The organism is Streptomyces sp. NPDC019531, assembly GCF_044903305.1.
GTDB lineage: Bacteria > Actinomycetota > Actinomycetes > Streptomycetales > Streptomycetaceae > Streptomyces.
This window is the reverse complement of record NZ_JBJDQL010000002.1, coordinates 302,523-315,442: the sequence shown is the minus strand read 5'-3', so window position 1 is coordinate 315,442 and position 12,920 is coordinate 302,523. Positions and strand designations below refer to the sequence as shown.

The window sequence follows — 12,920 nt, the reverse complement described above, 5'->3', positions numbered from 1 at the left end:
TGGTCATTGCACTGTCCGCAGGAACACGTCCGACACCCCGTTGGTATCGCCCTCCACCAGATCGGGTGACGCCGACTCGAAGGCGACGACCGTGCCGTCGGCGTTGACGGAGGGGTGCGAGGCCGGGAGGTCGTTGCGGCCGCCCCAGCGGTCGACGCTGACCAACTGGCGCTTGCCGGTGGCGAGTTCGAGCAGGTACACGGAACGGCCCGAGGTGTACGCGAGGGCCGTGCCGGTCCCGGCGAGCGAGGGCTGGGTGCCCCTGACCCGGGTCGTGGCGCCGGTGTCGAGGTCGCGGACCACGGCGTACCGCCCTTGCTGGTAGGCGACCTTGCGGCCGTCCGCGCCGAGGGAGGGCGCCGTCGCGTGCTCGCCGGCCTTCTCCAGGGCACCGGTGTCCAGGTCACGGACGTACACGTCGCCGCCCTGCTCGAAGGCGATGTACCGGGCGTCGTAGTTGACCGACGGGTTGCCCGCCGCCTCGCCCGTGGACGCGCTGACCACGTCGGTGCCGCCGCCGTTGAACCTGAAGCGGTAGATCCGGGGTTGCGGGTCCGGGTCGGTGTCGGTGGCGGGCAGGGTCGCCGCGTAGATGAGCCACTGGCAGGTGGGGTCCACCACGGGCTGTCCCATCCAGGTGAAGCGGACGCCCTGGTAGGAGCCGAGGCTGGTGAGCTTGCCGACCGAGCGGTTGCGGACGTGGATGCCCGGGCCGCCGTCGGCGTCGTAGGGGGCCGTATAGCCGACCATGCGTCCGCTGTAGCAGGGCGACCCCTCGGACGACGGCTTCTGCGTGGTGGAGTTGACCCGGGAGGCACCGCCGGGCGCGTTGATGAGGACGTCACCTTCCGAGCTGAAGGAGACGACCTTGTCCGCCCCCATCACCGGGTCGTGGGAGGCCCCGCTCGGACCGCCGATCCGCTCGGTGACGGACGGCATGGGCGCCGGGTTCCTCCGCAGCTCGCCGGAGAAGACGAACACGTCCGTCTCCCGGTTGGTGTCGCCCGGTACCAGGTGGGACTCGCGCGCGCTGAAGGCCACCGCGCGCCCCTTGTCGGCCAGAGCGCCGTCCGTCGCCTGGGCGGTCGGCGGGAGGGCGGCACCTCGTAGCCCGGTCCGCAGATCGCGCACCCGCTGGCCGTCCTCGCCCGAGACGAGGGCGTACCGGCCGTCCGCCGTGGCCGCGAAGGCCGTTCCGTCGGCCACTCGCCGCGATGTGCCCGTGCGCAGATCGTGGACGTACACCCCGCTGTCGGCGTTGAGGAGGACCCGGCGGCCGTCCGCGGTGATGCGGATCAGGTACGCGACGCCGAGGTCCGCGTCGACCTGGGTCCGCTCACCCGTCGCCCGGTCCTTGACGAAGACGTCGTTCGGGTCGTCACCCTCGACGTCCCCCCTGACCGAGTAGGCGACCCGCTCGCCGTCACCGCTCACCGAGGCGCCGCCCTTCTGGCCCTCCTCGGCGGGCGAGACCAGCTCGTCGACGCCGGTCCCCGTGTCGCGGACGTACAGGAGCCTGGTGTTCTCCGGTGCGTTGCGGTTGCCGATGGTGTACGCGACGTGGGTGCCGTCCGGGCTGAGCGACTGCACCTGGCCCAACTCGTTGAATCCGGGCGGGTCCTGCGGCCACAGCTTCTCCGCGCGGCCGGTTGCACGGTCGTACAGGTAGGGCGCGGAGAACCGGGTGCCCGCCGAGAAGGCGATACGGCTGCCGTCGGCGCTCGGCGTGGGCGAGCCGTACGTGTAGCCGCTGCCGAGGTCGATCCTGGTGACCTTGCCGTCGGTCACGTCCTTCACGAGCAGGCACGGGGTGAAGTGCGCGCAGCCGAAGCTAGGCGCGGTGGACACGAACGCGACGTGGCGGCCGTCGGCGCTGATCGCGGCGTCGTTCGACGTCCCGTCGGCCTGGCTGCCGTCGGCGGCGGTGCTGATGCGGTCGACGTGTGGTGCGTGAGGTGCATGAGGTGCGGCGGATGCGGTGGTACCGGTGAACGCGACAAGCAAGGCCGCGCCTAAAAGGCATACGGCGGGTCTGGACATGTTCCCCCCTGTGGTCCCCGATGACGCACTGCCCCCGGCCCCGCGCCGAGGGCTCCCCACGAGGCAAACGCACCAGCGACCACAGGGTCAATCGGCCTTATTGCGTACAACCCGGGCGGCGGGTCACGCGTCCGCGAGGAGGCCGCCGTCGAGGAACTCCCGCACGTGGCCGAGAAACATCCCCCAACGGTCCGGGTCGGGGAGCCCGAAAACCCGCACGCCTCAGCCCACCTCCAGCCCCGGCAGAAACCGCTCCGCTCCGAAAGCCGGCAGGAGGAGCACGGTGAGGCTCTGCGGGCGGCGCTGTGTGCGCAGGGAAGGGCGCGCTCCCCCCGCGGAATGAGTGGATACCCGCGCGGGGAGAGGCGATATGCGTCGAACGGACGGTCGGTACGGCTGCGGGGCTCAGTCCAGCTTGTGCATCCAGCCGTGCTTGTCCTCCACCGTGCCGCGCTGGATGTCCAGAAGGGCCTGGCGGAGCTTCAGGGTGACCTCGCCGGGCTCGCCGCCGGACTGGCGCCACTCGGCGCCCGCGCGCTTGACCGTGCCGACCGGGGTGATCACGGCCGCCGTACCGCAGGCGAAGACCTCGGTCAGGGTGCCGTTCTCGGAGTCGCGCTGCCACTGGTCGACCGAGACGCGGCCCTCCTCGGACGCGTAGCCGAGGTCACGGGCGACGGCGAGCAGGGAGTCGCGGGTGACGCCCTCCAGGATCGAGCCGGTGAGGGCGGGGGTGACGATCCGGTCGCCGTAGACGAAGTACAGGTTCATGCCGCCGAGCTCCTCGACCCACTTGTGCTCGACCGCGTCGAGGTAGCAGACCTGGTCGCAGCCCTTGGCGGCCGCTTCGGCCTGGGCGAGGAGGGAGGCGGCGTAGTTGCCGCCGGTCTTGGCGTCGCCCATGCCGCCGGGGACGGCACGGACACGGTCCTCGGAGAGCCAGATGGAGACCGGCTTCACACCGCCCGGGAAGTAGGCGCCGGCCGGGGAGGCGATGACCATGAAGAGGTACTCGTTGGCCGGCTTGACGCCCAGGCCGACCTCGGTGGCGATCATGAAGGGGCGCAGGTAGAGGGATTCCTCGCCGCCGTGCGCCGGGACCCAGGCCTCGTCCTGCCGCACCAGCGCGTCACAGGCCTCGATGAACGTCTCGACGGGCAGCTCCGGCATGCCGAGCCGGTGCGCGGACCGCTGGAAGCGCTCGGCGTTCTTCTCGGGCCGGAAGGTGGCGACGGTCCCGTCGGACTGGCGGTACGCCTTGAGGCCCTCGAAGATCTCCTGCGCGTAGTGCAGGACCATCGTGGCGGGGTCGAGGGAGATCGGCGCGTACGGAACGAGCTGGCCGTCGTGCCAGCCGCGGCCCTCGGTCCACTTGATGACGACCATGTGGTCGGTGAAGTGGCGGCCGAACCCGGGGCTGGCCAGGATCGCCTCGCGTTCCGCGTCGGAAAGTGGCGAGGCCGAGGGCTTGAGCTCGATCGTGGGCGTCGTCATGAGTGGTTGTCCTTCACCGGTTGTGTAGTGACGGGCCGCGCTCACGCCCTTTTACTGTCAGTGACCAGTGTTAGGACGTCCGAGCATTCCCTCATTCCGCGGCTCCGCGTTCGATTATCGCAAGCGGGGAGCCGAGGAAGAAAACGGCGTGAAATGCGACCCAGGGGATGATGGTGACACCCGGCGGGGGACATGCGAAAGCCGCCGGGTGCGAGTGACCCGGCGGCTTCGAATGCTTTTCGAGTGGCCCGCCCGGTCAGCCGGCTACTCGTACGGCCAGCGCGTCGCCGATCGCCGACGTGCTGCGGGCGGGCTTGCCGGTGCGCTCGGCGAGGTCGGCGGAGACCGCCTCGTCGATCCGGGCGGCCTGGGCCTCGAAGCCGAGGTGGCGCAGGAGCAGCGCGACGGACAGGACCGTGGCGGTGGGGTCGGCCTTGCCCTGGCCCGCGATGTCGGGCGCGGAGCCGTGGACCGGCTCGAACATCGACGGGAACTCGCCGGAGGGGTTGATGTTGCCGCTCGCGGCGACGCCGATGCCGCCGGAGACGGCCGCGGCGAGGTCGGTGATGATGTCGCCGAAGAGGTTGTCGGTGACGATCACGTCGAAGCGGGCCGGGTCGGTGACCAGGTAGATGGTGGCCGCGTCCACGTGGATGTAGTCGGTGGTGACCTCGGGGAACTCCTCGGCCACCTTGTTGAAGACGTTCGTCCACAGGTGACCCGCGAAGGAGAGCACGTTGTTCTTGTGGACCAGCGTGAGCTTCTTGCGGGGACGGGCCTGGGCGCGGGCGAACGCGTCACGCACGACACGCTCGACACCGAAGGCCGTGTTGACGGAGACCTCGGTGGCGACCTCGTGCGGGGTGCCCTTGCGGATGGTGCCGCCGTTGCCGGTGTACGGGCCCTCGGTGCCCTCGCGGACGACCACGAAGTCGATGGCGGGCTCGCCCTTCAGGGGCGTCTCCACACCGGGCAGCAGCTTCGACGGCCGCAGGTTGACGTGGTGGTCGAAGAGGAAGCGGAGCTTGAGCAGGAAGCCGCGCTCCAGGACGCCGGACGGGACGCTCGGGTCGCCGATCGCACCGAGGAGGATCGCGTCGTGCTGCTTCAGCGCGTCCACGTCGGCGTCGGTGAGGGTCTCACCGGTCGCGTGGTAGCGCTTGGCGCCGAAGTCGTACTCCTTGGTCTCCAGCTTCACATCCTGCGGAAGGACGGCGGAGAGGACCTTCAGACCTTCGGCCACGACCTCCTGGCCGATGCCGTCACCGGGAATCACTGCGAGATTGATGCTGCGAGACATGCGGGAACCCTACTCCGCGTCCCATGGGATGACACGGCCTGTCCGCGATACGGACATGAGAGCGGGACCGGGCGTCAGCCCTTCGACTGGCGTTCACCCGTAGGTATGGCGGGCGTTGGGGTCCGCTGGGAACTTCATCGTCATGGACCTTCCCGATTTCGGCATTCCGCCCCACCTCGCGCGCCGGATGAGCATGGCCGAGCAGCACGAGTACCTGCGGACGAAGCTGTCCCGGCGCCGCACGCTGGTGACCGCGGGCGCGGTGGCCGGCGGGCTGCTGACGGGCTGTTCCACCGAGGGGACGTCCACCGCCACCCCCTCCCCCACGGCCACCGTGCACGGCTCCGCCGTCTCCCCCTTCGGCCGCCATCTCGCCTTCGGCGCCGACCCGAAGACACAGATGCGGGTCTCCTGGCAGGTGCCGCTCGCGGTGAAGAAGCCGTACGTCCGCGTCGGCCTGAAGCCCGACGACCTGAGCCGGAAGATCGAGGCCGAGCTCCGCGATCTGCACACCCCCGGGCAGACCGGCGTACGCCTCGCGCTCGACCAGTACTACCTGCACGCGGCCCTGGACGGACTGCGTCCCGGCACGACGTACTACTACGGCGTCGGCCACGACGGCTTCGACCCGGCTAACGCGAAGCAGCGCGCGACCATCAGTGAGTTCCGTACGGCCCCGGCGAGCCCGGAGAAGTTCGTCTTCACCGCCTTCGGCGACCAGGGGGTCGGCACCGCCGCGGCCGCCAACGACAACCTCCTGCTGCGCCAGAACCCCGCCTTCCACCTCCACGCCGGCGACATCTGCTACGCCGACAGCAACGGGCAGGGCCTGAAGTCCGACGGCTACGACCCGGGCTTCTGGGATCTGTTCCTCAAGCAGAACGAGGAGGTCGCGCGGAGCGTGCCGTGGATGGTGACGACCGGCAACCACGACATGGAGGCCTGGTACTCCCCCGACGGCTACGGCGGCCAGCTCGCCCGCTGGACCCTCCCCGACAGCGGCTTCGACCCCCGCTCGGCACCGGGCGTGTACTCCTTCGCGTACGGCAACGTCGGCGTGGTGGCGCTGGACGCGAACGACGTGTCGTACGAGATCCAGGCCAACTTCGGCTACACCGACGGGAAGCAGACGAAGTGGCTGGACAAGAGGCTGGGTGAGCTGCGAGCGACGAAGGGGATCGACTTCGTCGTCGTCTACTTCCACCACTGCGCGTATTCGACGTCCTCGCACGCCTCCGACGGCGGGGTGCGCGCGCAGTGGCTGCCGCTGTTCGAGAAGCACCAGGTGGACCTGGTGATCAATGGGCACAACCACGTGTACGAGCGGACGGATGCGATCCGTGAGGGCAGGATCGGCCGGTCGGTGCCGGTCGGCGGCGCCACGGATCCCACGCGGGACGGGATCGTGTACGTCACGGCGGGCGGAGGAGGCCGTGACCTGTACGGCTTCCCCGCGGGTGTGAAGGAGAGCTACGAGGGGCGCGTGCACGACCAAGAGTCCGTCGAGACCTTCCAGTGGACGAAGTCGAAGCAGACCCTGAAGGAGACGGTGGAGTGGTCGCGGGTGCGCTACCGCGGGTTCTCGCTGCTCTCGGTGGAGGCGGAGAGCGGGTCGCGGCCGCGGCTGACGGTGTCCGCGCTGGCGCAGAACGGGGAGCGCATCGATCGGTTCGAGGTGTGGCGCGGGGCCTGACGGGCCCGCGCCACACCTCGTCCGGGTGCGGCTCCCGGCTTGGGAACGGTTACGTCAGTGTCCGGTCGAGCCGCCGTTGTCACGGCGGTCGAGGGCGCGCTGCAGAGCGGCGGCGGCGTTCTTGCGGTCGGACTCGCTCGTACGGGAGATGTGACGGACTCGACCGCGGGCGGTCGTCTCGGCCATGAGAAATCGACTCCTTCGAATTCATGGGAAGGGGACAACGAGACGCCGGAAGGGGCGGGGAGCGGCGGGCCGCAGGGGTTGCCTGCACGGGGCCCGGCTCACGACCGCCATTCGCTTGATCGAGCGAGACGTTCGGCTTCTACAAAGCTAAGGGAGGACGGCCGGTCTGTCTCCACAATTACTCGGACTTCCTACTATCTGAGACGGTGGAGTGGGTCACACCGCGCTGACCTGCGGTTTCGTCGAAACGCTGAGGGGCCGGGCAACAGCCCGGCCCCTCAAGATGACTGACAGGCGCCGTCAGCCCATGTGCGGGTACGGATAGTCGGTCGGCGGGACCAGCGTCTCCTTGATGGCGCGGGTCAGGGTCCAGCGCTGGAGGTTCTGCGGGGCGCCGGCCTTGTCGTTGGTGCCGGAGGCGCGGCCGCCACCGAAGGGCTGCTGGCCGACGACGGCGCCGGTGGACTTGTCGTTGACGTAGAAGTTGCCGGCCGCGTAGCGCAGCTTCTCCATCGTGTACGCCGCCGCCGCGCGGTCGGACGAGATCACCGAGCCGGTCAGGGCGTAGTCGGACGCCGACTCCATCTGGGTCAGCATGTCGTCGTACTTCTCGTCCTCGTAGACGTACACCGCGAGGAACGGACCGAAGTACTCGGTCGTGAAGACCTCGTTGGCCGGGTCCGTGCACTCGACGACGGTCGGACGGACGAAGTAACCGACCGAGTCGTCGTAGGAGCCGCCCGCGACGATCGTGCAGGCGGGGTCCGACTGGGCGCGGTCGATCGCCGCTTTGTTCTTGGCGAACGCGCGCTCGTCGATGACCGCCCCGATGAAGTTCGACAGATCGGTGACGTCGCCCATCGCGATGCCGTCGACCTCGGCGGCGAACTCCTCGCGGAAGCCGCTGTTCCAGATCGACGCGGGGACGTACGCCCGGGAGGTCGCGCTGCACTTCTGGCCCTGGTACTCGAAGGCACCGCGGGTCAGGGCGGTCTTGAGGATCGCGCGGTCGGCGCTGGGGTGGGCCACCACGAAGTCCTTGCCGCCCGTCTCGCCGACCAGGCGCGGGTAGGTGCGGTACTTCTCGATGTTGGCGCCGACCGTCTTCCACAGGTGCTGGAAGGTCTTCGTCGAGCCGGTGAAGTGGATGCCCGCGAGGTCCCGGTGCTCCAGGGCGACCTTGGAGACCTCGATGCCGTCGCCGGTGACGAGGTTGATGACGCCCTTGGGCAGCCCCGCCTCCTCAAGGAGCCGCATCAGCAGCACGGCGGCGTGGGTCTGCGTCGGGGACGGCTTCCACACGACGACGTTGCCCATCAGCGCGGGCGCGGTCGGCAGGTTGCCCGCGATCGCCGTGAAGTTGAACGGCGTGATCGCGTAGACGAAGCCCTCAAGGGGGCGGTGGTCGAGGCGGTTCCAGACGCCGGGGGCGTTGGCCGGCGGCTGCTCGGCGAGCAGGTCACGGGCGTACTTGACGTTGAAGCGCCAGAAGTCGATCAGCTCGCAGGGCGTGTCGATCTCGGCCTGCTGGGCGGTCTTGGACTGCCCGAGCATGGTGGACGCGGCGAGCGTCTCGCGCCAGGGTCCTGAGAGCAGTTCGGCGGCGCGCAGGATGATCGCGGCGCGGTCGTCGAAGGACATCGCGCGCCAGGCGGGCGCGGCGGCGAGGGCCGCGTCGATGGCGTCCTGGGCGTCCTGCTGGGTGGCGTTGCGGTAAGTGCCGAGCACCGCCTTGTGGTTGTGCGGCTGCACGACCTGGAAGGCCTCGCCGCCGCCGAGGCGCTTCTCGCCGCCGATGGTCATGGGCAGGTCGACCGGGTTCTCGGCCAGCTCCTTGAGCTTCGCCTCCAGCCGGGCCCGCTCGGGCGAACCGGGGGCATAGCCGTGCACCGGCTCGTTGACGGGGGTGGGGACCTGGGTCACAGCGTCCATGGGTTCCGTAGCTCCTTGAACTTGAGCGGGTGTTCGGGCTCAGCCCTTGCTGATCAAACTGCGGGCGAAGAAGCGCACATTCGCCGGCTTCTCCGCCAGCCGCCGCATGCTGCGCCTTCCCGGGGGACAACCCCCGGACCCCCGGCAGAAAAGCCTTCGCGTGTACGTCACTTCTCAACCTCGGGTGATCAAACTGCGGGCGAAAAACCGCAGATTCGCCGGCTTCTCCGCCAGCCGCCGCATGAAGTAGCCGTACCAGTCGGTGCCGTAGGCCGTGTAGACGCGCATGCGGTGGCCCTCGGCGGCCAGGCGCAGGTGTTCGTCGCCGCGGATGCCGTAGAGCATCTGGAACTCGTACTCGTCGGGCTTGCGGCCGGCCTGCCGGGCGAGTTCCTGGGCGATGGAGATCAGGCGCGGGTCGTGGGAGCCGACCATCGGGTAGCCCTCGCCCTCCATGAGGATGCGCAGCACCCGGACGAACGCCTTGTCGATCTCGTGTTTCTGCTGGTAGGCGACTTCCGCGGGCTCCTTGTACGCACCCTTCACCAGCCGCACCCGACTGCCCGCCTCGGCGAGCCGACGGGCGTCGGCCTCGGTGCGGAAGAGGTAGGCCTGGATGACGCAGCCGGTCTGCGGGAAGTCCTTCCGCAGTTCCTCGTGGATGGCGAACATCGAGTCGAGGGTGGTGTGGTCCTCGGCGTCGAGCGTGACGGTCGTACCGATGGCGGCGGCGGCCTCGACGACCGGGCGGACGTTGGCCAGCGCCAGCTCGTGGCCGTGGTCGAGGGCCTGGCCGAACATCGACAGCTTGACGGACATCTCGACCCGCTCGCCGAGGCCGAGGTCGCGCAGCCGGTCGACCAGCGCCAGATAGGCGTCGCGGGCGGCGCCTGCCTGCTCGGGGGTGGTGATGTCCTCGCCGACGACATCCATCGTCAGCTCCAGGCCGCGGCCGGTGAGGTCCTTGATGATCGGCACGACGTCGTCGACGCTCTCGCCCGGGATGAAGCGGTCGACGACCTGCTTGGTCACCGGGGCCGCCGAGATCAGACGTCGTATCCGGTCGCTGCGCGACGCGGCAAGAATCACGGGACCCAGCACGGGGCACCTCCACAAACCAGCAGATAGAACCACCGTGAAACCTAAGGATCCCTCCGATCGTCGGCCATCGACAGCTGTCACGCATCCGTGCCGCAGATCTCAGACAGATGTATGAAGCGACTGCGGAATTGCGGGAGAATGCCCGGGTGACGTCCGAATACAAAGGTGATTACCAGGAGCTGGTCGACGAGATCTCGGAGCTCCTCGGCGCCCCGGCGACCCTGGAGAACCGCGACTTCGAGCTGATCGCCTTCGGTGCGTACGACAGTGAGGGCGATCTCGATCCATCGGCGCTGGACCCCGTGCGCACCCGCTCGATCCTGACCCGGCGCTCCACGGCCACGGTCCGGACCTGGTTCGAGGGCTTCGGCATCACACGGGCGAGCGGTCCGGTGCGGATCCCGCCCACCCCGGAGGCGGGGGTGTACCGGGGGCGGATCTGTCTCCCCGTACGCCATCGGGGTGTCGTCCTCGGATACGTCTGGCTCCTGGACTCCGACCCCGGCCCGACCGCCCGGCAGCTGGACGCCGCGATGCGGGTGACGGTCCGGATCGGCGCGCTGCTCGCGGACGAGGCGCAGCACGGGGCGGACCTCAGCCGGGAGCTGAGGGCCGTACTGACCGCCGAGCGCGGCTGGCAGGGCGACATGGCGGTGGCCGCCCTGCGCACGGCACTGGGCTCCCGCAGCGACGGCCCGTACGCCGTGCTGTGCGTCGCCCCCTGGCCGTCGTCCGATCCCGACGACGCCCCTTCGGCTCGTACGGTCCCGCACGCGACGGCGCTGTGCACGGTGCCCTGGGGCGCCTCGTCCCAGTCCCTCGCGGTACTGGTACGCCTTCGCGCGACGGACACCCTGACACCGGCGAGCACGGCGGCGGGCCGGTTGCTGGAGCGGGCGCGCGGTGTGGAGGGGGGCGAGTCAGGCGGTGGGCGCCGCGCGAGCAGTGGTACGGCGGACCCGGGCGCCGTGGCCGCCGGGATCGCCGCCGCGCGTGTGGGCCTCGCCGAGCTGGCCCTCGCCTGGCGGGAGGCGTCGGCCGCGGCCCGGGCAGCCCTCGCGGAAGCGGGGTTCGGGCCCGTCGCGGAGTGGTCGCGCATCGGGCCGTACCGTCTGCTGACCGCGCTGCCCCCGGAGACGGCCCACGATCCCGCCGTACGCCCCCTCCTCTCCCCCGCCCACCGCGAACTCGCCCGTACCGCCGAGGTCTACCTCGACTGCGCGGGCCAGGCCGGCCGCACCGCCGCGCAGTTGGGCATCCACCGACAGACCCTCTACTACCGCCTTTCCCGCGTCGAACAACTCACCGGCCTGGACCTGGACGACGGCGAGGACCGCCTGTTGCTGCACATGGTGCTCAAGGGGGCGCGGCTGTAGGGCCGTTGCGTGCCGGAGACGCGGAACAGGCGGATCGTCAGCCCTTCGTGGCGCCCTCGATCACCCGGCGCAGCCCTTCGGTGAGCTGGTCGGCGTCCGTCGCCATCTCCGGGTTGAAGAGCCACTGCACCATGATCCCCTGGAGCAGGGTCTGGTAGAAGCGGCCCTCGGAGTCGATGACGTCCTTGCCCTGCTCCTCCTCCGGGACACCGTTGAACAGGGGCAGTAGTCCCGACCGGCCTTGTTCCTCCGCCTCGACGAGCATTCTGCGCACCTCCGGCATCCGGTCGCCCTGGACGATCAGTTCGAAGCTCAGCATCCAGATCGCCCGCGACTCACTGACCGCGCCGACGATGTGCGTCCACACCTCCTGGAAGCGCTGCAGCGATCCGGGAGGTGTCGCCATGGCGCGCATAGGCGACCGCATCGGCCGCCGCAAGCTCCTGTTGATCGGCGCGGCCGCCTTCGGCACCGCATCCCTGATCGCCGCCTACGCGAACAGCGCCGGGACCCTGATCGCGGCCCGCGCGGTCCTCGGCATCGGCGGCGCGACCCTGATGCCGTCGACGATGGCGCTGATCCGCACGATGTTCACCGACCCCGGCCAGCGCGCCAAGGCGATCGGCATGTGGTCCGGCATGATGACGGCCGGCATGCGCTCGGCTCGGTGATGAGCGGTGTCCTGGTCGAGTACTTCTGGTGGGGCTCGGTGTTCCTGGTCAACCTGCCCGCGATGGCGCTCCTGCTGGTCCTCGGCCCGCTCCTGCTGCCGGAGTCGCGCGACCCGGCCCCCGGCCGCTTCGACTGGCCGAGCGTCCCCCTGTCGATGGCCGCGGTACTGCCCGTCGTGTACGGCCTGAAGGAGATCCCCTCCGAGGGCTGGAACGTCCGTTACGTCGTCTCGATCACCGTCGGTCTGCTCTTCGCGGCCCTGTTCGTCCACCGCCAGCGCACGACCGCGAACCCGATGATCTCGCCGGCCCTGTTCCGCGCCCACGGCTTCGCCCCCGCGGTCGTCCTCAACCTCGTCTCCGCGTTCGGGATGATGGGCTCGGCCGTCTTCACCACGCAGTACCTCCAGTCCGTCCTCGGCAAGAGTGCCCTGGAGGCGGCCCTGTGGGCGCTGCTGCCCTCGGTGCCGATCGGCATGGTCGCCCCGGTGACGACCTCACTGGTCCAGAAGGGCGTCAACCGCGCCCACGTCGTGACGTCGGGCTTCGCGATCGCGGCGTGCGGATACGGCCTTCTCGTACTCGCCGGTACGGACTCGATGTGGCTGGTCCTGACCGCCTGCGCCGTCCTCGCCTCCGGAATCGTCATGGTCATCTCCCAGATGACGGACCTCGCCCTGGGCGCGGCCCCGGTCGAACGCGCGGGCGGCATCCTCCCTGCTGGAGACCGGCACCGAGTTCGGCGGCGCGCTGGGCATGGCGGTCCTCGGCTCGATCGGTACGGCGGTCTACCGCCACGAGATGCCGGGTTCGGCACCGGATGTGGCGCGCGAGACGCTGGGCGGCGCGCTGGCGGTGTCCGACCGGTTCCCGGGCCTGGCGACGACGGCCAGGGAGGCGTTCACCAGCGGGATGCAGGGGGCGGCGATCGCGGGGGCGGCGGGGCTGGCGGCGGTGACGCTGCGGGGGGGTGACGGTGCGAGAGGAGACTCGGGAGCCGAAGAAGCTCTCGCTCTAGCACCGAGCACACAAAACGCCGGATGGGCTGACCTACTCAGCCCGTCCGGCGTTTGAGGACGAGGCCCCTTCAGGGCCGAAGCGGGGGCCTGGGGGCGGCAGCCCCCAGA

The 12,920-nt window shown here is 70.1% G+C and carries 9 protein-coding genes and 1 pseudogene; 3 read left to right on the top strand and 7 right to left on the bottom strand.

All coding sequences use genetic code 11. The features are described from left to right. Positions 1–3 precede the first annotated feature (3 nt). The 3 genes from ACI2L1_RS03555 to ACI2L1_RS03545 all read right to left on the bottom strand — a co-directional run bounded on the left by ACI2L1_RS03555 (position 4) and on the right by ACI2L1_RS03545 (position 4,834). A complete protein-coding gene (locus ACI2L1_RS03555) occupies positions 4–2,004 on the bottom strand; it encodes a TolB family protein (RefSeq protein ID WP_404737657.1) in 2,001 nt (666 codons plus the stop codon). Between the two features lie 441 nt (positions 2,005–2,445). Continuing rightward, a complete protein-coding gene (locus tag ACI2L1_RS03550) occupies positions 2,446–3,534 on the bottom strand; it encodes a branched-chain amino acid aminotransferase (protein WP_404737656.1) in 1,089 nt (362 codons plus the stop codon). A 256-nt stretch (positions 3,535–3,790) separates the two neighbouring features. Continuing rightward, on the bottom strand, positions 3,791–4,834 hold the full coding sequence (locus ACI2L1_RS03545; RefSeq protein WP_404737655.1) for a 3-isopropylmalate dehydrogenase: 1,044 nt from the start codon (positions 4,832–4,834) through the stop codon (positions 3,791–3,793). Between the two features lie 142 nt (positions 4,835–4,976). On the opposite strand from ACI2L1_RS03545, the gene ACI2L1_RS03540 reads away from it, so the two are divergent. Next, entirely contained in the window at positions 4,977–6,527 is a 1,551-nt protein-coding gene (locus ACI2L1_RS03540) for a purple acid phosphatase family protein (RefSeq protein WP_404737654.1), read from the top strand. A 54-nt stretch (positions 6,528–6,581) separates the two neighbouring features. Here the strand turns inward: ACI2L1_RS03540 and ACI2L1_RS03535 are convergent, their stop codons facing one another. The 3 genes from ACI2L1_RS03535 to ACI2L1_RS03525 form a co-directional block, all read right to left on the bottom strand. Beyond that, positions 6,582–6,713, bottom strand: coding sequence for a hypothetical protein (locus tag ACI2L1_RS03535; protein WP_404737653.1), 132 nt, complete (start codon positions 6,711–6,713; stop codon positions 6,582–6,584). Between the two features lie 300 nt (positions 6,714–7,013). Further along, entirely contained in the window at positions 7,014–8,645 is a 1,632-nt protein-coding gene (pruA, locus tag ACI2L1_RS03530) for an L-glutamate gamma-semialdehyde dehydrogenase (protein ID WP_404737652.1), read from the bottom strand. Between the two features lie 174 nt (positions 8,646–8,819). Beyond that, complete coding sequence (locus tag ACI2L1_RS03525) at positions 8,820–9,746, bottom strand: proline dehydrogenase family protein (RefSeq protein ID WP_404737651.1); 927 nt, start codon at positions 9,744–9,746, stop codon at positions 8,820–8,822. A 107-nt stretch (positions 9,747–9,853) separates the two neighbouring features. Between ACI2L1_RS03525 and ACI2L1_RS03520 the strand changes: the two genes are divergently transcribed. Further along, positions 9,854–11,122, top strand: a complete 1,269-nt coding sequence (locus tag ACI2L1_RS03520) for a PucR family transcriptional regulator (RefSeq protein WP_404737650.1) — start codon at positions 9,854–9,856, stop codon at positions 11,120–11,122. 37 nt (positions 11,123–11,159) lie between these two features. Here the strand turns inward: ACI2L1_RS03520 and ACI2L1_RS03515 are convergent, their stop codons facing one another. Further along, on the bottom strand, positions 11,160–11,528 hold the full coding sequence (locus tag ACI2L1_RS03515) for a TetR family transcriptional regulator C-terminal domain-containing protein (protein WP_404737649.1): 369 nt from the start codon (positions 11,526–11,528) through the stop codon (positions 11,160–11,162). A gap of 4 nt (positions 11,529–11,532) precedes the next feature. Here ACI2L1_RS03515 and ACI2L1_RS03510 point away from each other — a divergent pair. Further along, positions 11,533–12,867: pseudogene (locus ACI2L1_RS03510) on the top strand (MFS transporter); the annotation flags it as partial. Positions 12,868–12,920: the final 53 nt, after the last annotated feature.

Coding starts and splice junctions, on each gene's coding strand:
- pruA (WP_404737652.1), bottom strand. CDS start 8,645: ATGGACGCTGTGACCCAGGTCCCCACCCCCGTCAACGAGCCGGTGCAC.
- ACI2L1_RS03535 (WP_404737653.1), bottom strand. CDS start 6,713: ATGGCCGAGACGACCGCCCGCGGTCGAGTCCGTCACATCTCCCGTACG.
- ACI2L1_RS03540 (WP_404737654.1), top strand. CDS start 4,977: ATGGACCTTCCCGATTTCGGCATTCCGCCCCACCTCGCGCGCCGGATG.
- ACI2L1_RS03550 (WP_404737656.1), bottom strand. CDS start 3,534: ATGACGACGCCCACGATCGAGCTCAAGCCCTCGGCCTCGCCACTTTCC.
- ACI2L1_RS03520 (WP_404737650.1), top strand. CDS start 9,854: ATGTATGAAGCGACTGCGGAATTGCGGGAGAATGCCCGGGTGACGTCC.
- ACI2L1_RS03545 (WP_404737655.1), bottom strand. CDS start 4,834: ATGTCTCGCAGCATCAATCTCGCAGTGATTCCCGGTGACGGCATCGGC.
- ACI2L1_RS03515 (WP_404737649.1), bottom strand. CDS start 11,528: ATGGCGACACCTCCCGGATCGCTGCAGCGCTTCCAGGAGGTGTGGACG.